Origin of the sequence: Dietzia cercidiphylli (assembly GCF_039531545.1) — a bacterium.
GTDB lineage: Bacteria > Actinomycetota > Actinomycetes > Mycobacteriales > Mycobacteriaceae > Dietzia > Dietzia natronolimnaea.
On sequence record NZ_BAAAQG010000010.1, the window covers coordinates 102,192 to 120,956 of the forward strand.

At 70.0% G+C, this 18,765-nt stretch carries 18 protein-coding genes; 8 read left to right on the plus strand and 10 right to left on the minus strand.

The annotated features are described in order from the left end of the window. Positions 1-13: 13 nt before the first annotated feature. The 4 genes from ABD250_RS11100 to ABD250_RS11115 form a co-directional block, all read right to left on the minus strand. Positions 14-1,723 (minus strand): BCCT family transporter, encoded by a 1,710-nt coding sequence (locus ABD250_RS11100; RefSeq protein ID WP_182659589.1) that lies wholly within the window; start codon positions 1,721-1,723, stop codon positions 14-16. Between the two features lie 53 nt (positions 1,724-1,776). Beyond that, a complete protein-coding gene (locus tag ABD250_RS11105; RefSeq protein WP_182659587.1) occupies positions 1,777-2,349 on the minus strand; it encodes a CAP domain-containing protein in 573 nt (190 codons plus the stop codon). Between the two features lie 101 nt (positions 2,350-2,450). Continuing rightward, a complete protein-coding gene (locus ABD250_RS11110) occupies positions 2,451-3,383 on the minus strand; it encodes a diacylglycerol kinase (protein ID WP_182659588.1) in 933 nt (310 codons plus the stop codon). Next, positions 3,380-5,095 (minus strand): FAD-binding oxidoreductase, encoded by a 1,716-nt coding sequence (locus tag ABD250_RS11115; RefSeq protein ID WP_344392475.1) that lies wholly within the window; start codon positions 5,093-5,095, stop codon positions 3,380-3,382. Before ABD250_RS11115 ends, ABD250_RS11110 begins: the two co-directional genes overlap by 4 nt. Positions 5,096-5,245: 150 nt before the next feature. Between ABD250_RS11115 and ABD250_RS11120 the strand changes: the two genes are divergently transcribed. Further along, positions 5,246-5,887, plus strand: coding sequence for a TetR family transcriptional regulator (locus tag ABD250_RS11120; RefSeq protein ID WP_182659606.1), 642 nt, complete (start codon positions 5,246-5,248; stop codon positions 5,885-5,887). 92 nt (positions 5,888-5,979) lie between these two features. Beyond that, the gene (locus tag ABD250_RS11125; protein ID WP_344392477.1) at positions 5,980-7,554 is read left to right on the plus strand and encodes a glycerol-3-phosphate dehydrogenase/oxidase; all 1,575 of its coding nucleotides are present in this window, start codon (positions 5,980-5,982) and stop codon (positions 7,552-7,554) included. A gap of 25 nt (positions 7,555-7,579) precedes the next feature. Here ABD250_RS11125 and ABD250_RS11130 read toward each other — a convergent pair whose 3' ends face one another. After that, positions 7,580-8,356, minus strand: coding sequence for an acetoacetate decarboxylase family protein (locus ABD250_RS11130; RefSeq protein ID WP_259847348.1), 777 nt, complete (start codon positions 8,354-8,356; stop codon positions 7,580-7,582). 145 nt (positions 8,357-8,501) lie between these two features. Between ABD250_RS11130 and ABD250_RS11135 the strand changes: the two genes are divergently transcribed. Then, positions 8,502-8,687: a hypothetical protein gene (locus ABD250_RS11135; RefSeq protein ID WP_179523718.1), complete on the plus strand. Its 186-nt coding sequence runs from the start codon at positions 8,502-8,504 to the stop codon at positions 8,685-8,687. Positions 8,688-8,718: 31 nt separating this feature from the next. Here the strand turns inward: ABD250_RS11135 and aspA are convergent, their stop codons facing one another. Beyond that, positions 8,719-10,212, minus strand: coding sequence for an aspartate ammonia-lyase (gene aspA, locus ABD250_RS11140; RefSeq protein ID WP_179523719.1), 1,494 nt, complete (start codon positions 10,210-10,212; stop codon positions 8,719-8,721). Between the two features lie 117 nt (positions 10,213-10,329). Between aspA and ABD250_RS11145 the strand changes: the two genes are divergently transcribed. Both ABD250_RS11145 and ABD250_RS11150 read left to right on the plus strand, forming a co-directional pair. Beyond that, positions 10,330-11,115 carry a phosphatase PAP2 family protein gene (locus ABD250_RS11145; RefSeq protein WP_182640724.1) on the plus strand — a complete coding sequence of 262 codons (786 nt, stop codon included), beginning with the start codon at positions 10,330-10,332 and terminating at the stop codon, positions 11,113-11,115. A gap of 99 nt (positions 11,116-11,214) precedes the next feature. After that, a complete protein-coding gene (locus ABD250_RS11150; protein ID WP_344392285.1) occupies positions 11,215-11,853 on the plus strand; it encodes a hypothetical protein in 639 nt (212 codons plus the stop codon). A gap of 69 nt (positions 11,854-11,922) precedes the next feature. On the opposite strand, the gene htpG is transcribed toward ABD250_RS11150, so the two are convergent. Continuing rightward, positions 11,923-13,926, minus strand: a complete 2,004-nt coding sequence (gene htpG / locus ABD250_RS11155) for a molecular chaperone HtpG (RefSeq protein WP_182658830.1) — start codon at positions 13,924-13,926, stop codon at positions 11,923-11,925. A gap of 151 nt (positions 13,927-14,077) precedes the next feature. Between htpG and ABD250_RS11160 the strand changes: the two genes are divergently transcribed. The 3 genes from ABD250_RS11160 (at position 14,078) to ABD250_RS11170 (ending at position 16,067) form a co-directional block, all read left to right on the plus strand. Further along, entirely contained in the window at positions 14,078-14,653 is a 576-nt protein-coding gene (locus tag ABD250_RS11160; protein WP_182617653.1) for a maleylpyruvate isomerase N-terminal domain-containing protein, read from the plus strand. 148 nt (positions 14,654-14,801) lie between these two features. Further along, a complete protein-coding gene (locus ABD250_RS11165) occupies positions 14,802-15,230 on the plus strand; it encodes a VOC family protein (RefSeq protein WP_179523723.1) in 429 nt (142 codons plus the stop codon). A gap of 60 nt (positions 15,231-15,290) precedes the next feature. Beyond that, positions 15,291-16,067, plus strand: a complete 777-nt coding sequence (locus tag ABD250_RS11170) for an SDR family NAD(P)-dependent oxidoreductase (RefSeq protein ID WP_179523724.1) — start codon at positions 15,291-15,293, stop codon at positions 16,065-16,067. Between the two features lie 301 nt (positions 16,068-16,368). Here the strand turns inward: ABD250_RS11170 and ABD250_RS11175 are convergent, their stop codons facing one another. From ABD250_RS11175 to ABD250_RS11185, 3 genes are all read right to left on the minus strand, one after another. Further along, positions 16,369-17,199 carry an amino acid ABC transporter permease gene (locus ABD250_RS11175; RefSeq protein WP_179523725.1) on the minus strand — a complete coding sequence of 277 codons (831 nt, stop codon included), beginning with the start codon at positions 17,197-17,199 and terminating at the stop codon, positions 16,369-16,371. After that, positions 17,196-17,858, minus strand: a complete 663-nt coding sequence (locus ABD250_RS11180; RefSeq protein WP_095718779.1) for an amino acid ABC transporter permease — start codon at positions 17,856-17,858, stop codon at positions 17,196-17,198. The genes ABD250_RS11175 and ABD250_RS11180 overlap by 4 nt, the downstream gene beginning before the upstream one ends. Positions 17,859-17,936: 78 nt before the next feature. After that, positions 17,937-18,752, minus strand: coding sequence for a glutamate ABC transporter substrate-binding protein (locus ABD250_RS11185; protein ID WP_182640054.1), 816 nt, complete (start codon positions 18,750-18,752; stop codon positions 17,937-17,939). Positions 18,753-18,765: the final 13 nt, after the last annotated feature.

An 18,765-nucleotide genomic window follows, 5' to 3' on the forward strand; every position in this document is an offset into this window, starting at 1 on the left:
CTGGGCCCCCGGCTCAGGTCGCGTCCGACTTCGACGGAGTCGGGGCGCCGTCGTCCTGCTCGGTCTCCGGGATGTGGTGCAGCGGGCCGACCGGCTCGGGGGACGGCGCGTCCTCGTTCTTCTCGAGCGCCTCCGCGGAGTAGGCCCGCCGCCACTGCCGCGTGACCGTGGGCGGCCGCTCCCCTATGTCGTTGCTGATGCCGCGGACGAGGCTGTACATCATCACGAAACCCATCACGAAGAACGGCAGACCGATCACTGTGATGACCTCTTGCAGGGCGGTCAGTCCGCCCTCGCCGGTCCCGGCGAGAATCGTCGCCGCCACCGCGCCCATGAGCACGCCCCAGATGATGCGCTGGTGGGCCGGCGAGACCTGGACGTCGTCCCCCTTGCCCGAGGCGATCATGTCGACGACCATCGCCGCTGAGTCGACCGAGGTGGTGAAGAAGATGACAACGACGAGGATCGCGATCCCCGAGACGAGGGTCGACAGTGGGTAGTTCGACAGGAACGCGAACAGGGCGCCCGGGATGTCGCCCTCGTCCACGACCGCCTCGGTGAGCCCGCCCGGGCCGAAGAGCTCGATGTGGAACGAGGCCATGCCGAAGATGCCGAACCACAGGACGGAGAACGCGACCGGGAGGCCGAGGACGCCGAACACGAACTGGCGGATGGTCCGGCCGCGACTGATGCGGGCGATGAAGATGCCCACGAACGGCGACCACGTGATGGTCCACGCCCAGTAGAAGACGGTCCACGTGTTCTGCCACCCGGCCAGGTCGTCGTTGGCCGGGAAGACGTTGTTCCACAGCGCGAGCTCCGGAAGCATCGTGAGGTACACACCGAGCGACTCGACCGTGCCCTTAAGCAAGAACAGAGTGGGGCCGGTCACCAGGACGAAGACCAGCAACCCGACGGCGATAGCGATGTTGAAGTTGGAGAGCCGCTTGATGCCCTTCTCCAGTCCCGCCGCGACGGAGATGCAGGCAATCACCGTGACGACGGAGATCACGAGAACCTGGACCAGCGGGGACATCGCGATACCAAACAGCTCGGACAGCCCCGCGTTGATCTGCAGGGTACCGAGCCCGACCGAGGTGGCGACTCCGAACACCGTGCCCACGAGCGCGACCACGTCGATGGTCCGGCCGATCGGTCCGAAGATCTTGTCCCCGAAGATCGGCGCGAAGATCGAGCTCACCCGCGGCGGCATCTTGCGCTTGTAGATGAAGTAGGCGAAGGCCAGGGCGGGTAGCGCGAAGATGGTCCAGGTGTGCAAGCCGAAGTGGTACAGCGTGAAGCCGATGGCCTCGCGGGCGGCGTCCGCACTGGCCGGCTCGACCCCACGGGGCGGCTCGGCGAAATGCGAGATGGGCTCGGCCACACCCCAGAACATGAGGATCGAGCCGATGCCCGCCGCGAACAGCATCGCGAACCAGGTGAGGGTCGAGTGCTCGGGCTCCTCGTCGTCGCTGCCCAGCCGGACATGGCCGAAGCGGCTGATCGCGATCCACACCAGGAAGAACAGGAAGGCGGTGACGCCGAAGATGTAGAACCAGCCGAGATTGGTCATGATCCACCCGGAGGCGGTGCCGAAGACGCTGCCCACCCACTCACCGGCGAAGAACGTGATCACCACGAAGGCCAGGATCACGCCCACCGTCGTGAGAAAGACCCCCGGGTCTGTCCTGAGCCTCAGTGCGCGTGTAATCCGTTCGGACATGGTCTCCCTCGTCTGTTCGGCCGTGCTTGGCGGGTCGGTCATCCGGGCTGACCTCAGTACGCGAAGTTGTGTACCACGAACACCTTGCCACCGGCGGAGTAGGCGATTCCCATTCCCGCCGAACGGTACCCGGGGTCAACCAGGTTGTCGTTGTGGCCGGGTGAGTTCTTCCACAGGTCGACCAGACACACCGGTCCGCAGTGTGTACCGGCGGCGACGATGTTCTCCCCGTGGCCACGGTTCAGCAGCGCCTGGTTGTGGTAGACGGCGTCCTGGGCGGCGAGCCGGTCGGCCCACGTCTGCGCCTCGCGGTCAAGAGCCGGGTTGGGGGCGAGGACCCCGAGCCCCCTGGACACCCGGTAGGAGTCGATCTCCCGGACGATGCCCTCGCGCAGCCCGCCCGAGACGTCCTGGTAGATCATCCCCGTCGACCCGACCGCCGCCCACACCTCGGCGGGCACCGCGGCACGGGCCTGGGAGACGAGCTCGTCCACCACGTGCTGCGGGATGAACGACGGCAGAGCCTGGGCGGAGGCCGTCGCGCCCCCACCACCCATCAGAGTGGCGGAGGTGACGGCGATGGTCGCGAGTGACGCGGTGAGCCTGGAGCGCATGGAGGTGATCATGCCGTCTCGGCGAGCCTGAAGCGAACCAATTGGCGGATGAGGTATCGACTACGTGTAACCCCCGTGACCTGCGTAAGTCAGTGTTACGGGTGAGACTGAAGTTAACGTGGCACCAGGAACAAGCCGGCCCCCTCGAGGACCTCGACTGTCACCGGGAGCGGCGCCACGGCGTCACCGTCGGCGAACGCCTCCACGTCCTGCGCCTCGATCCGAACCGACCTGCACCGCCGCATGGTCACCCCCCGGAGCCCCACGTGGGTACCGGTGTAGATCCTGCGGAAGTGCCACGCCAGCCGGAGCTTGGAGATCCTGCCGACGTAGCAGACGTCGAACAACCCGTCGGACCGGTCGGCATCGGGGGCGATCCTCATGTCGCCGCCGTAGCTCCGGGTGATGGCGAACGCGCTGAGCAGGACCTCCGTCTCCACCGTCTCCTCCCCCGCCACACCGGCGTCGAAGGTCATGCGGAACCGACGGGGCCGGTACGTCGGGAACTCGATGATCGAGGCCAGGACGTAGCGCAGGGGCCCGCCGAGGATCGTCATCTCGTTGACGCGCCGGTTGACCGCCGAATCGAGCCCCGCACACAGGACGGAGGCGAAGAGGTGCGGGGCACCGCCGTCCGGGGTGGCACGGCCGAGGTCCACCTGCTCGACCCGGCCGGCGGCGATGACGTCCGCGGCGGCCTCCGGGCTGTCCAACGGGACGCCGTACTCGCGGGCGAGGTCGTTTCCGGTGCCTGCAGGGATGATGCCGATCGGGACCCCCGAGAACGCCTGCGCCTGCACGGCCAGCGAGACCATCCCGTCCCCGCCGCACACCGCGAGAGCGTCCACCCCGTCGGCGATCGCCTGCCGGGCCAGATCGAGGGACTCCTGCGCACTGGCCCCCCGAAGCGCGTGGACCTCGAGCCCGTGCGACCGCAGCCTCGCGGCCGCCCTGTCGGAGACCCGGTCACCCCGTCCTCCGCCGGCGGCCGGGTTGGTCAGCAGGGCGACCGTGCGGATCCGACGGTCGGACAGCCGCGCGTTCACGGGATCAACGTCCCCGGGTTACACACGCCCTTCGGGTCCACGGCGTGCTTGACCGCACGCAGCATCCGCACACCCACCTCGCCGATCTCGGCCTCGAGATAGGGCCTGTGGTCCACCCCGACCGCGTGGTGGTGGGTGATCGTTCCGCCGGTGGCCATGATCGCCTCGGATGCCGCCCGCTTGGCCTGCGTCCACTGTGCGACAGGGTCCTCGCCCCGCTGACCCGCCACCACGGTGAAGTAGAGCGACGCGCCGGTGGGGTAGACGTGACTGATATGGCACATCACCAGCGCCGGAGTGCCACTGACCTCGAGCGAGGTGGTCAGCGCCCCGGCGACGGCGTCCCGCAGTGCGGGCAGGTTCGACCAGTCGGTGGCGGTCTCCAGCGTCTCGACCAGCGCGCCGTTGTCGAGCAACGCATCACGCAGAACCGGCGCACCGAAGCGGCCGTGCTCCCACGCCTCGGCCGGACCGGAACCCAGCGACACGCCGCCGTGGGCCAGCAGCACCGCCCGGGTCTCGGCATGACGCGACCCGGCGTGTTCGGGCGTGCCCTCGAACAACGTCAGACACAGGCAGCCGCCGGCGTCACCGCCCGCACTGTCACCACCGCCGCCACTGCCGCCGTCGCCGCCCGCACCCTCCGCGCCAACACCCCCTGCGCCAACACCCACTGCGCCCGCACCCTCCGCGCCCGCACCCTCCGAACTCACGCCCTCGGCCCGCTCCCCGATCGCCTCGGTGGCGGTGGCCAGGTTCACGGCCGTCTCCGCCTCGTCCGACAACCGGATGACGGTGGGGCCGGCACCCTGCTGTTCGACTGCGCGCAACGCCGCCGCGCCGGTGGCGAAGTCGGGGAACCGGAACGCCTCGTGTCGGACCGTCTGCGGCACCGGGTGGATCCGCAGCCGCACCCGTGTGCACACCCCGAAGGCGCCCTCGGACCCCATCAGCCACTGCCGCAGGTCCGGTCCGGCGGCCGACGCGGGGGCCCGGCCGGCTTCGATCACGCCGACCGGCGTCACCACGGTCAGCCCGCGGACCATCTCGTCGAAGCGCCCGTACCCGGCCGAGGCCTGCCCGGACGAGCGGGTCATCGCGTACCCGCCCAGGGTCGCGTACGGGAAGGACTGCGGGAAGTGGCCGAGCGAGAAGCCGTGTTCGGCCAACAACTCCTCCGCCCGGGGACCGGACAGGCCCGCCCCGAGGACCGCCTCACCCGAGTCGGGATCGATCGACTCGAGGGAGTCGAAGTGCGCGAGGTCCACCGAGATCACGGCCCGGTGGCCGCCGGCGTCCGGGGTGAGGCCCCCCACCACGGAGGTGCCGCCGCCGAAGGGGACCATCGCGACCCCCTCGCGTCCGCACCACGCCAGCAGGGCCGCCACCTCGTCGTCGTCACGTGGTGCGACCACCGCGTCGGGGCAGTCCACCTCGGGACGCAGCCGCCAGGACAGCAGATCGGGTGTCGATTTGCCCCTGGCCCGGGGCAGCCGCTGGGTGTCCGCGGTGGAGAGGTTGCCCTCCCCCACGATGTCGGCGAGGGCCGTCAGGTCGGCGTGGGTCAGTCGGGACGGGGAGGCCACCACGGCGGCCGGATCGAAGTGCAGGCCGCTCTCGGCGGTCACCCCGAGCACGTCGCGCAGCAGGCCGCGGATGCCCTCGCCCAGGTCCCTCGCCTCGGCCTCGGTGCCCCACCGGGACAGGGCCATGGGCGGCAACGGAAGGTTGTCAGAGGAAGTCATGTCGCTCATACTGGAACAGTAAACCTCAATCTGTTCCGTTTTCCACGATCTCCGCACTGACGGGTACCCGACCCCCGGACGATCGCCAAGGGCGCCGCGCGCCAGTCAGGAGCTCCGGTGACCTCGTCCGCCCCGGCACTGTCGACCGACCGCACCGCCGCCACCCGCGACCGCGCGCTCACGGCCGCCCGCGACTCGATCCTCGAGATCGGTGCCACGCGGACCACGATGGTCGAGGTCGCCCGTCGCTCCGGGGTGGGACGGACGACCCTCTACCGCCACTGGCCGGACATCACCGCCCTCTTCGCCGACCTGCTCACCCGCGAGCTCACCGCGGTCGTCGAGCGGGTGGATCCCGCGCTCACCGGCTCGGCTCTGCCCGGCTCAGCACTCCCCGACTCGGCACCCGGCGACGCGGACGAGCTCGTGCGGTTGCTGTGCACGTTCGCGGACGAGGTGCGGACGGACCCGCTGCTGGACGCGTTCCGCAGGCACGAGTCCGAGATGCTCTCCGAGTACGTCTTCCACCGGCTCGGCACCTCGCAGCGCCGGCTCATCGACGTCCTCCGCGGACTGCTCGCGCAGGCGGTGGCGAGCGACCCCAGGCTGGCCGGGCGCGACGCCGACAGGACCGCGACGATGCTCTTCCTCGCCGTCCAGGGGCTGGTCCTGTCGGCCCCACTCGCCGACCCGCCGCTCGACCCGTCCACCTGGCGGACCGAACTGAACCTACTCATCAGGGGGTACCTCGGCCTATGACCGGTCAGAGCGATCGCGTGCACACCACGCCCGTCCACACCGCGCCCGCCCACACCACGCCCGTCCACACCACGCCCGCCCACACCACCGCACTGTCCGCCGCCCGTCGGGCTCGTGAGCTTGCCGAACTGCGTGACCGCGACACCCCCGTGGATCTGGTGGTGATCGGAGGGGGCATCACCGGCGCCGGGATCGCGCTCGACGCCGCCTCCCGCGGGCTCGAGACCGTGCTCCTCGAGGCGCACGACCTGGCGTTCGGCACCAGCCGATGGTCGTCCAAGCTCGCCCACGGCGGCCTGCGGTACCTGGCCACCGGCAACGTCGGCATCGCCCGCCGCTCGGCCGTCGAACGCGGGATCATGCTCGACCGCACCGCCCCCCACCTCGTCCGGCCGCTCGCCCAGGTCGTCCCCGTCTTCCGCGACACACCGCCGCTCGGTGCGGTGCTCCCCGGACTGGGGTTCGTCGCCGGGACGCTGCTGTCCCGCCTCGCCGGGACGCGGGCCGACAGGCTGCCCGGCGCTCGGATCCTGGGCGCGGGGAAGGTCGCGCGGTACGTGCCCGGGGTCCGACGCGACGGGCTGGTGTTCGGGCACCTCAACTGGGATTGCCAACTGGTCGACGACGCCCGGCTGGTCACCGCGGTGGCGCGGACCGCGGCCGGTCACGGAGCCCGGGTGATCACCCGCGCGCGCGTCCTGGAGGCCAGCGGGACGCGGGTCACCGTCCGCGACGAGCTCGGCGGAGGCGACGGGAAGGACGGTGACGACGACGACTTCACGATCGCCGCGCGGGCCGTCGTGAGCGCCACCGGCGTCTGGGCCGGCGAGACCACGCCCGGGGTGCGCGTGCGCCCCTCGAGGGGCACGCACCTGGTCATCAGTGCGGCCGCGTTGGGCGATCCCGAGGGCGCCCTCACCGTGCCCGTCCCGGGCGAGACCAACCGCTTCTGTTTTGCCATCCCCGCCGATTTCGGTCGGCTCCACGTGGGCCTGACCGACGTGGACGCCCCCGGTCCGGTCCCCGATGTGCCGGTGGCGGGCGAGGACGAGATCGAGTTCCTGCTCGACGTGGTCAACCGAGCACTCCAGACGGCACTGACGCGCGACGACGTGCTGGGGACGTTCTCCGGGTTGCGGCCGCTGGTCGACTCCGGCGACGGCGACACCGCGGACCTCTCGCGCGAACACGCCGTGCTCACCTCGGACAACGGCCTTATCACCATCACCGGGGGCAAGCTCACCGAGTACCGGCTGATGGCCGAACAGGCGGTGGACCTGGTCGTGCGGCGGACCGGCGTCGACTCGGCACCGTGCCGCACCACCGACCTGCCGTTGGTCGGCGCACCCGGCCACCCCGAGGTCGCGCGGCCCGGTACCGGACCGGGCGCGACCCGCCTGCCGGCGTCACTCGTGGCGCGCTTCGGACAGGAGGCCGCGACCGTGGTGGCCGAGAGCATGCTGGACCGGCCGTTGGAGCCGGTGGCGCACGGACTCGACGTGACCCGCGCCGAGTTCTCCTACGCGGTCACCCACGAGGGGGCACTGACCGTCGACGACATCCTCGACCGCCGCAGCCGGGTCGGGCTGGTGCCCGCCGACCGCGCCGCAGCCGTACCCGCCGCCCGCGAGGCGCTCGCCACAACCCCCCGGGACGCTCCCTCCTGAGCCGGTGGGGCGGCGCTCAGGGCGCTCAGGGGAGGGTGCGGGGTGCCTGGAACTCGGCCTCGAACCGCTCGAAGGAGAACGTCGCCAGCGCCCGCGCCCGGTCGAGCCCGAGCTCGCGGACGGCCTCGGCGATCCGGGCGATGTGGGGATCGCCGTCCTGGGCCCCGGAGGCGATCGCCACCCGCGCGCCCCCCAGTGGCCGGAACCGACCGCCCGCGACCTTGGCGCCGGCGCGGACCAGGACCGGCTTGCCGTCGAGGACCTGGATGCAGTTCATCCCCAGGGAGTGGCGACCGGGGAGCGGCACCCCCAGGCGGGTGTCGAGCTTCAGGTCGATGCCACCGGCCCCCGAGGACCCCACGGCTCCGAGACGGGCGTCGTCCAGGGCTCCACCGGCCGTCCCGACCATGTCGCCCTTCCACTTGGGAAAGCCCCAGAGTTCGTTGCCCGCCGCGAGCGTGAAGTCCTGGTCGACCGGCAGCTCGTGGATGTGCTGCTGGACACCGACCCCCGGCACCTTGACCTGGAATGCCAACCCCACCTCGTGATATCCACCGAGGACGTTGCCCGGGACGTCGTGGTACCGGACGTGGATCATCGTGACCGGCGTACGACCACCCGGGAGGGACACCGGCTCGGCCCCCGCGGAATCCAGGATCGCGGACTGGGGCCCTGCGGCGATCAGCCGACGGGCGACGGCCGTCCGCGACAGGAACGCGGCGCCCGATATCGAGGCGGAGACGACGGGGACCGGGAACGTGATCTGACGGCCCGCGACGACGCGGGTGGTGGGAGAACTCATGCCCCGACGTTAGCCGCTACGGTAACAGGTTTCAGCATATTTCGGGGCTAACGTCCCGGGGTCGACCACGGATAGACCAGGTAGAGACGGGCACACGGTCCGCCCACGCGGCACAGACCGCGTCGACACCCACCGGGAGCACACCATGTTGAAGGCACTCGCCGACTTCTTCGCCCAGTTCGATTTCACCGTCGGTTCGTCCGCCGCGATCAACGGCTTCATCTCCGGCTCCACCGCCGCCCTCGAGCAGTCGTTCGGATTCGACAGCTCGATCGGACAGCTCGCCGTGAGCAGCATCGGCCGGGTCGGCCCCGTCGAGAACGGCGCCTGACCCGACTCCACCGACACCGGAGAACCCCCGGTCACCCCCTCGGGTGGTCGGGGCGATCCGCGTCTCGGGTGGGGTCCGACAGGTCGTCGGGAGGCGCGGCTGCCAGCTGACCACTCGACTTGCCCTTGTACCGGGGCCGCAGCAGATTCGCGGGGGACAGGATGTCGTCGACCTCCTCCGCCGAGAGCAGGCCCATCTCCAGCACGACCTCGCGGACGCCACGGCCCGAGCGCGCGCACTCACGGCCCACCAGGTCGCCGTTGTGGTGACCGATCACGGGATTCAGATAGGTGACGATGCCGATCGAATCCATGACGTTGCGGCGGGCCACCTCGACGTTGGCCGTGATACCCCGCACGCACTTCTCCGTGAGCGTCTCGATCGCCTTGGTGAGCAGGGAGATCGACTCGAACATCGCCTGCGCGATCACGGGCTCCATCACGTTGAGCTGCAGCTGCCCCGCCTCGGCCGCCATCGTCACCGTGACGTCGTTGCCGATCACCTTGAAGCAGACCTGGTTGACCACCTCGGGGATCACCGGGTTCACCTTGGCCGGCATGATCGACGACCCCGCCTGGAGCTCGGGGAGGTTGATCTCGTTGAATCCCGCGCGCGGGCCGGAGGAGAGCAGACGCAGGTCGTTGCAGATCTTGGACACCTTGGACGCGGTCCGCTTGAGAGCGGCGTGGACGTTGACGTAGTCGCCGGTGTCGCTGGTCGCCTCGATGAGGTTCATGGCCCCGGTGACCGGCAGACCGGTCACGACCCGCAGGTGCTCGACCACCGCACGGCGGTAGTCGGGCGGTGTGTTGACGCCGGTGCCGATGGCCGTGGCGCCGAGGTTCACGTCGAGCAGCATCCGGGCCGCCGCGCCGAGGACGTGGAGTTCCTCGTCGAGGGTCACCGCGAATCCACCGAACTCCTGGCCCATGGACATGGGAACGGCGTCCTGCAGCTGCGTCCGGCCCATCTTGAGGACCTCGCGGAACTCCTCCGATTTGTCGTAGCAGGCCTCCCGCAACGCGACGATCGCCGGCTCGAGCCGCTCGAGGGAGTGCCACAGGGCGATCCGGAAACCGGTCGGGTAGGCGTCGTTGGTGGACTGCGACCGGTTGACGTCGTCGTTCGGACTGATGACGTCGTAGGCGCCCTTGGGGTGACCGGTCCGCTCCAGCGCGAGGTTGGCCACCACCTCGTTGGTGTTCATGTTGACCGAGGTGCCGGCCCCGCCCTGATAGACGCACGAGGGGAACTGGTCCATGCAGCGGCCGTCCAGCAGGATCTCGTCGCACGCACCGACGATGGCCTCGGCGATGTCCGGGTCAAGGACTCCCATCTCGAGGTTCGCCAGCGCGGCGGCCTTCTTGACCATGACCATCCCGCGGATGAAGTCCGGGATGTCGCTGATGGTCTTCGAATCGATGGGGAAGTTCTCGACGGCGCGCACGGTGTGGATCCCGTAATAGGCGTCAGCCGGGACCGCCTTCTCACCGAGCAGGTCTCGTTCCACACGGGTCTGGGTCATACGTCCTCCGCTGATCGGGTCGACACGATCCACAGTAGACACGGCCCGCGGTCGGCGCGCGGTCTCACGGTTCGCGGGGATCCCCCGCCGCCGCGCGACCTTGCCTAGGGTGTGGGCATGTCGCGAACGACGACCTCCCGCCGCAGCCGGACCCTGTCCGCGGCGAAGGACGTCCTCCGGCCGCTGACCCCCTCGGACGGGGTCCTGGGCAGCATCGTCGACAGGGGCCAGGTGCCCCTGCCGCGCGGGACCTGGGCGGTGTTCGGCGTCGCGTTCGCCGGGTTCGCCCTCCCGGTCATCGGGTTCGTCGAACTGGCCGAGCGGATCAGTTCCGGTGCCAAGCTGCCCTTCGACCGGCCCGTCATGCTGTGGTTGCGCAGGCGACACACCCCGCGCAACACCCGGATCGTCAGGGCGGTCACCGAACTCGGCGGGGTCACCGCCGTCCCGGTCTTCGCGCTCGCCGCCGCGGGTTACCTGGCCTACGTGCGGGGCAGCCGCCGACCGGCCGCGTTGCTCACGGTCTCCCTCGTCGGGTCCACCGTCATCAACTCGGTCCTCAAACTGATGTACCGGCGGGACCGCCCCACCTTCTTCACCCACATCGTCGAGGAGAAGAGCTACTCGTTCCCCAGTGGGCACGCCATGGCGAGTGCGGCGCTCGCCGGCTGCGCCTGCGTGCTCGCGTGGCCGACCGGGTGGCGCTACCCGGTGATCGCCGGGTCCAGCGCCTACGTCCCCGCGGTCGGCGTGACCCGCATGTACCTCGGCGTGCATTTTCCCAGCGACGTCCTCGCCGGCTGGTGCGTGAGCCTGGCCTGGGTGGGCGAGGTGGCCACGATCATGTGGCTCGTCGACCGCCTCGACTACGCCCCTCCGCTGCTCTCGCGTCCGGAGTCGTGATGGGCACCCACGCCCGGATCGTCCTGCACCACGGGGACATCCCCCGACTTCCGGCGGACGCGGTGGTCGACGCCGCCGCCCTGCGCCTGGCCCGGTCCCTTGTCGACTGAGGCGACCTCGCGAGCCGGCGCGGGACCGTCGAACGACGCGACCGCCGCCCCGGCAGTGGTCCTGACCGAGGTCTTCGCCCCGTGGGTGGTGCTCACAGCCGGCTCGCTCCACCTCGGCCACCGGGTGGGCTCGACCGGCTGGGGGGCGGCGACCGCAGCCGGACTGGGGGTGTTACCCCAGGCGGCGATCGCCTGGCGGGTGCGACGCAAGGCCCTGTCCGATCACCACGTCACCCGCAGGGAGGACCGCCCTCTGGTGATCGCCGGAATCGCCGCGTCGGTGGCCACCCTGATGGTGGCCCAACGTCGCCGCGAGGCGCCAGTCGAACTGCAGCGGATGACCCGGGCGGCTCTCGTGGCGCTGGGCGTGGCCGGCGCCGCCACCATCCGGGTCAAGGTCTCGTTCCACACCGCCGTGCTCGCCGGTGTCGTCTCGGTGCTGGCCCGTCAGATCTCGCCCGGATACTGGCGGCTGCTCGTTCTGGTGCCACCCGTGGCGTGGGCACGGGTCCGGATCAGCCACCACACCCCGGTCGAGACCGCACTTGGCGTGCTGATCGGGGTGCCCTGCGGCTACTGGGGCGGAGGCGGGATCGCCGCCCCACCTGCCCGCTCGACCGCGAACTGAGGACTGCGCACCGAGCGCCACCGCCCCGCGGGACCGGGTGCCCGCGGGGCGGCGAGGGGACGGCCGGCGTCAGATCCGGTCGACCAGCAGCTTGGCGAAGGCGGCGGGGTCGGCGAGCGTGCCCCCCTCGGCCAGGACGGCCGCGCCCGAGAGCAACCGCGCCGTGTCGGCGAGGCCCGGGGTCGACGGATCCTCGGAGTACTGAGAGCGCAGCCGCTCGACCAAGGGATGCGAGGGGTTGAGCTCCAGGATCCTCTTGCTCGCGGGCAGTTCCATGCCCGAGGCCCGGTACATCGCCTCGAGCTGCGGGGTCATGTCGAACTCGTCGCCCACCATGCAGGCCGCGGACTCGGTGAGCCGCTGCGACAACCGCACCTGCTTGACCTCGTCGGACAGCTCCTCGCCCAGCCACTCGAGCAGGCCGGTGAACTCCGCGGAATCCGCCTGGCCCTTCTCCTCCTCGACCGGGGAGCCGATACCGGACAGGTCCACGTCGCCCTTGGCCACCGAGCGCAGGCGTCTGCCGTCGACCTCGCCGACCGCGTCCACCCACACCTCGTCGACCGGGTCGGTGAGCACCAACACCTCGACGCCCCGCGCCCGGAAGGCCTCCAGGTGCGGGGAGTTCTCCACCGCCGCGCGGGACGTGCCGGTGAGGTAGTAGATCTCCTCCTGCCCCTCGGCCATGCGGGAGACGTACTCGGCGATGGTGGTGCCCACCTCGTCGTCGTCGCCCCCGGTGGCCTCGTCGGAGGCTGCACGAGTGGACGCGAAAGTGCTCACGGCGAGGAGCTGCTCCCGGGCGTCGACGTCGGAGATCAGGCCCTCCTTGAGAACCGCTCCGAAGTTCTTCCAGAACGAGCGGAACTCCTCCGGACGGTCGGTCCTGATCTGCTCGATCGTCTGCAGGACCCGCTTGACCAGGCGCTTGCGGATCGCCCTGATCTGGCGGTCCTGCTGCAGGATCTCGCGCGAGACGTTGAGCGAGAGGTCCTGGGCGTCGACGATGCCCTTGACGAAGCGCAGGAACGGCGGCACCAGCTCCTCGCAGTCGTCCATGATGAAGACTCTGCGGACGTAGAGCTGGACGCCGCGCTTGGTATCCGGGGAGAAGAGGTCGAACGGCACCTGCGTGGGCAGGAAGAGCAGCGCCTGGTACTCGAACGTCCCCTCGGCCTTGAGGGTGATGGTCTCCAGCGGCTCGTCCCAGGCGTGGGAGACGTGACGGTAGAACTCCGAGTACTCCTCGTCGGTCACCTCGGAGCGGGGCCGCGTCCACAGCGCCTTCTGGGAGTTGAGGGTCACGGTCTCGGTGAGGGTGTTCTCCGCGGCGGGGTCGTTCCCCTCGTCGTCGTCCCCCGTCGGCTCCGGTGCCGGCCTCTCGACCTCCATCCGGATCGGCCAGGCGATGAAGTCCGAGTAGGTGCGCACGACCCGGCGCAGCGTGGACTCCGCGGCGTAGTCGGGCAGCGCCGCGTCCCCACCGGCCGGCTTGAGCTGCAGGATCACCGAGGTGCCCTGCGGGGCGTCCGGTGCCTCCTCGATCGTATAGGTGCCCTCGCCGCCCGAGGTCCAGCGCGTACCCGTGGCCTCGCCGGCCTTGCGCGTGACCAACGTGACCGCGTCGGCGACCATGAACGTGGAGTAGAAGCCGATGCCGAACTGGCCGATGAGGTCCGCGGTGACCTGCTCACTGGCCTCGCCCGACTCCTGAGCCGCGCGGGCCGCGGCGAGGGCCTCGCGCATCTGACCGGTGCCCGACTTGGCGAGCGTGCCGATGAGGTCGACCACCTCGTCGCGGGACATCCCGATGCCGTTGTCGCGGATCGTCAGCGTCCGTGCCTGCTCGTCGGGGATCAACTCGATGTGCAGGTCCGAGGTGTCGACCCCCAGCGAGGAATCCTGGAGAGCGGCCAGTCGCAGCTTGTCCAGGGCGTCGGAGGAGTTGGAGATGACCTCTCGGAGGAAGGTGTCCGGGTTGGAGTAGATCGAGTGGATCATCAGATCCAGCAGCTGCCGGGTCTCTGCCTGGAACTCCCGGGTCTCGGCTGCGCCGGAGGTCTGCGGGCTCATGGTGGCGAGGGTTCCTCTCTCTGTGATGGGCGGGTATGTGGGATGGGCGGGCGCGCCCCGTGAGGGCACCCCCACCGGACTGATCACGACGTGCTGTTCACGACGACACGATCAACCTACTGTGGGGTCCGGACATTCCGGAGGAGCCCCCGTGACCGAGAACCCGCTGCCCCACGACCACCTGGCCGTCCTCGACGCCGCCACCGAGCTGTTCGGGCGGGCGCTCGCCGACGGGCTCGACGGCGACTGCGGGTCGTGCCCCGGATGGAGTCGCCGGGACTGCGCCAACCACGTCCTCGGAGGCGGTCTGCGGTACGCGGCCTATTTCCCGCGCCTGCCGGAGTCCGAGATCGGTTGGACCCGGACAGCGGACCATGCCGGCGACGACCCCGTGGGTGCGCTGTCCCGTACCTCCGCCGGGCTTCGTGACCGGCTGGCCTCGGCCCCCGACGCCGATGAGCTGGTCGCCCACCGGCTCGCGGAGATCCCCGTCCGGGACCTGCTGGCGCTGCGGGTCTTCGAACTCCTCGTGCACGCCCACGACCTGCGCGGAGAATCATGGGAGTCCGACGAGGCCGAGACGCTCGCCGGCTGGGTGCTCGAGAACGGGCGGGACGTGGTGGAGCTCATGCGCACCTTCGGGGTGCTGGCCCCGGCGCGATCCGTGGGACCCGATGCGGACGCGCGTGCCGGGCTGCTCGCGGTGGCGGGCCGCGACCCCGGTTGACGGACACCGCCGCCCACCTTGCGCACACGCTCACCCCGGTCGGCGGAGGGCGATATTTCTCGTGACTGCGGCCGGCGACCGGTCTAGCGTCGATCATGCGGAGAACGCCTCAGGCACGGGCCGGGGCGCGCAGGCGAGAGGATCCGCGATGGCCATGCAGTCCAGCCCCTACATCTCCTTCCCGGGTAACGCCTCCGAGGCGTTCCCGTACTACCGCGACCTCTTCGGTGGCCGACTCGACCTGATGACCTACGACCAGATGCCGCCGATGGAGGGAATCCCGTTCACCCCGCCGTCCGGGTCGGTCGCCCACGCGACGCTGGAGGCCCCGGGCATCACCCTCACCGGCGGCGACGCCATGGGCGAGGACCTGCCCCGGCTCGCCAGTGACGTCTACTCGTTCCTGCTCGCCTTCGACACCACCGACGAGGCCCGCACCTTCATCGCCACCGTGGCCGACGACGGGGGCGAGCTGGCGATGCCGTTCGAGGTGGCTCCCTGGGGCGACCACTACGGTCAGGTCCGGGATCGGTTCGGCATCCGCTGGGACGTGGTGGTCGACGGATCGGCCGGGTGATTTCCGGCTGACCGCCCCGTGACACCCGTATCGATCACCTCCGCTTGTTACGGTTCAGCCATGGATATCTCCGGAGCAAGTGCAATCGTCACGGGCGGTGCGTCGGGAATCGGCGCCGCCGTCGTCCGTCAGCTCGCCGCGCAGGGTGCGAAGGTGGTCGTCGCCGACCTCAACGCCGAGAAGGGTGAGGCCCTCGCAGGCGAGGTCGGCGGCGTGTTCGTGGCCGTCGACGTGACCAAGACCGAGGACAACATCAAGGCCGTGGAGGCCGCGCTCGAGCTGGGCCCGCTGCGATACCTGGTCAACTCGGCCGGCATCGGCTGGGCGCAGCGCACGATCGGCCGGGACGGCGAGTTCGCCTCGGCCTTCGACATCGACTCGTTCCGCAAGGTCATCGACATCAACCTCGTCGGCTCGTTCGACATGCTCCGACTGGCCGCCACGGCCATGTCCCGCGGCGAGGCCGACGAGGACGGCCAGAAGGGCGCGATCGTCAACATGGCCTCCGTCGCCGCGTTCGACGGGCAGATCGGCCAGGCCGCGTACTCCGCGTCCAAGGGCGGCATCGTGGGCCTGACCCTGCCCGTGGCCCGTGACCTGTCGGCCGCCGGGATCCGCCTCAACACCGTCGCCCCCGGCCTCATCGACACCCCGATCTACGGCGAGGGCCCCGACTCGGAGGCGTTCAAGGCCAAGCTGGGCGAGAGCGTCCTGTTCCCCAAGCGTCTCGGCTCGGGCGACGAGCTGGCGTCGATGGTCATGGAGCTGCTCACCAACCCGTACATGAACGCGCAGACCGTGCGCGTCGACGGTGGCATCCGGATGCCACCGAAGTGAGCTGACACCGCAGTGGGCTGACACCTCAGTGCGCTGACACCGCAGTGGGCTGACCCCGGGTCGCCCCGGGTACACGACGGCCCCGCCGGATCGGATTCCGGCGGGGCCGTCGTGCGTATCCAGGGCCCGGCGTACGGCCACGCCGCGCCCGTCCCTCACTGTTCACATCCGCCTACCGCAGCCGCTCGTGTCCCTGAACTCTCGCGTGCGCAACTGCGCAGGCCGGTGTTCATCGAGACGGGCGCCTGCCCCGCAGGTGTACAGGCGCGGGAGCAGATGCCCGCCCGCCCGCCCGGGGGTGTCAGGCCCTGGCGCGGCGCTTCTTCAGACGCCCCTCGAGGTAGACGGCGAGCTTGGTGAGCGTGTAGTTGATGATCACGAAGAGGATGCCGGCCACGATGTACGCGGGAACGGTGTTGGCGTAGGCGGAGCCGAGGGTCTTGGACCAGTTGAGCAGCTCCAGGTAGGTGATGCCGTACCCCAGTGCGGAGTCCTTGAGGACGACGACGAGTTGGCCGACGAGGGCCGGGAGCATGGCCGTGAGCGCCTGGGGGAGCTGGATCGAGCGCAGCACCTGCCCCGGGGTGAGCCCCACCGCGAGTCCCGCCTCGGTCTGCCCCGAGGGCAGACCGTGGACTCCCGAACGGACGAGCTCCGCGATGACGGCACCGTTGTAGAGGGTGAGCGCGGTGACCACCGCGGCCAGCGGCGCGTGCTGGTTGGGCACGATGTTCGAGGTGGCGAAGTACCCGAAGTAGGCGAACACCATCATCAGCAGTACCGGGACCGAGCGGAAGAACTCCACGATCACGCTGCAGAACCACCGCAGTGGGGCGAACGGCGAGAGCCTGCCCATGCCGAAGAGCAGCCCGAAGATCACCGCGAGGACGATCGAGATGGCCGCCGCGGTGAACGTCCCCTTGAGACCGGGGATCAGGTAGGAGGTCCACACCTCCGGGTCGGTGACGAACGGCTCCCACATGAACGCCTGCAGCTGGCCGGCGGCCTCGAACTGGATGTAGACCACGTAGGCGATGCCGACGGCGATCAGGGCACCGATCACCGTGAAGATCTTGTGGCGGAGGCGGGCCTTGGGGCCCGGGGCGTCGAACAGGACGGCCTGGGTGCTCATCGCTTCACCGACAGCTTCCGTGAGAGGGACGTGGTCCAGAGTCCGATCGGGAGGGTGAGGATCACGAACACCATGGCGAAGAAGAAGAACGTCGGCAGGCTCGCGCCCTCGTTCTCCGTGATCACCTGGAGCAGCCCCGCCGAGTCGCCCACGCCGATGACGGCGGCGACCGTCGAGTTCTTGATGAGAGCGATGATCACCGAACCCATGGGTGCGATGGACCCTCGGAACGCCTGCGGGAGGATCACCTCCCGCAGCGACTGCCCGAACCCGAGTCCGATGGACCGGGCGGCCTCGGCCTGGCCCACCGGGACCGTGTTGACACCGGAGCGCAGGGCCTCGCAGACGTACGCCGCGTGGTAGACGGCGAGCATGATCGCGGCCCACCAGAAGGCGTTGCGGGCGAAGTCGTCCGAGACGGACAGCTGGAGGATGAAGGACAGGCCGAGGATGCTGAACACCATCAGCAGCGTCAGCGGCAGGTTCCGGAAGATGTTGACGTAGGAGGTGCCGAGTCCGCGGAGGACGGCCACCGGGGAGACCCGCAGGATCGCGATGATCGTCCCCAGCACCAGTGCGCCCACCGTCCCGAGGAGCGAGAGCTGAATGGTGACCCACACCGCCCCGAGGACGTCATAGTCGGCGAAGATATCGCCCATGGTCCACCTTCCGTCATGAGGTGTGGAGGGCCTCCGCGCCACCGTTCACCGGTGGCGCGGAGGAGTTGTCAGGTCAGATCAGGCGCAGGCGTCCGGGTTGGGCGGGTTGCCCTCTCCCGGCTCGAAGCCCGCCGCTCCGAGGTTCTCCTCGACGGCCGCGTCCCAGCTGCCGTCGGAGATCATCTCGCGGATGGCCTCGTTGATCTGCTCGCACTTCTCCGTGTCGCCCTTCTGGATACCGATCCCGTAGAGCTCCTCGGAGAAGGGGGATCCGACCACCTTGAGCTGACCCTGGTACTGGTCCTGCGCGGCGTAACCCGCGAGGATCGTGTCATCCGTGGTGAGTGCGTCGACCGCGTTGGAGACCAGTGCCGAGACGCACTCGGAATAGGTGCCGAACTCCTGGAGGTTGACCCCCGGGACCTCCTCCTGGACGTTCTGCGCCGAGGTCGACCCGGAGACCGAGCACAGACGCTTGCCGTCGAGCGACTCCGGCCCGGTGATGCTGTCGTCGTCCGCACGGACCAGGAGGTCCTGGCCGGCGATGAAGTACGGTCCGGCGAAGTCGACCTTCTCCTTGCGGGAGTCGGTGATCGAGTACGTGGCCACGATCATGTCCACCTGCCCGGTCTCGAGGAGGGTCTCGCGCTGCGCGCTCGGTGCCTGGACCCACTCGATGTCCTCGGCGGGGGTGCCGAGCTTCTCGGCCACGTAGGTGGCCACGTCGACGTCGAGCCCGTTGTAGTCGTTGCCCACCTTCAGCCCCAGGCCCGGTTGGTCGAACTTGATGCCGATCCGGAGCTGGTTCTCGCCCCCGTCATCGTTCCCGCACGCGGTCAGGCCGAGAGCCAGGGTGACCGCCGCTGCGGCCGATCCGATCCGTCGGAAGTTCATGTGTTCTCCTCGT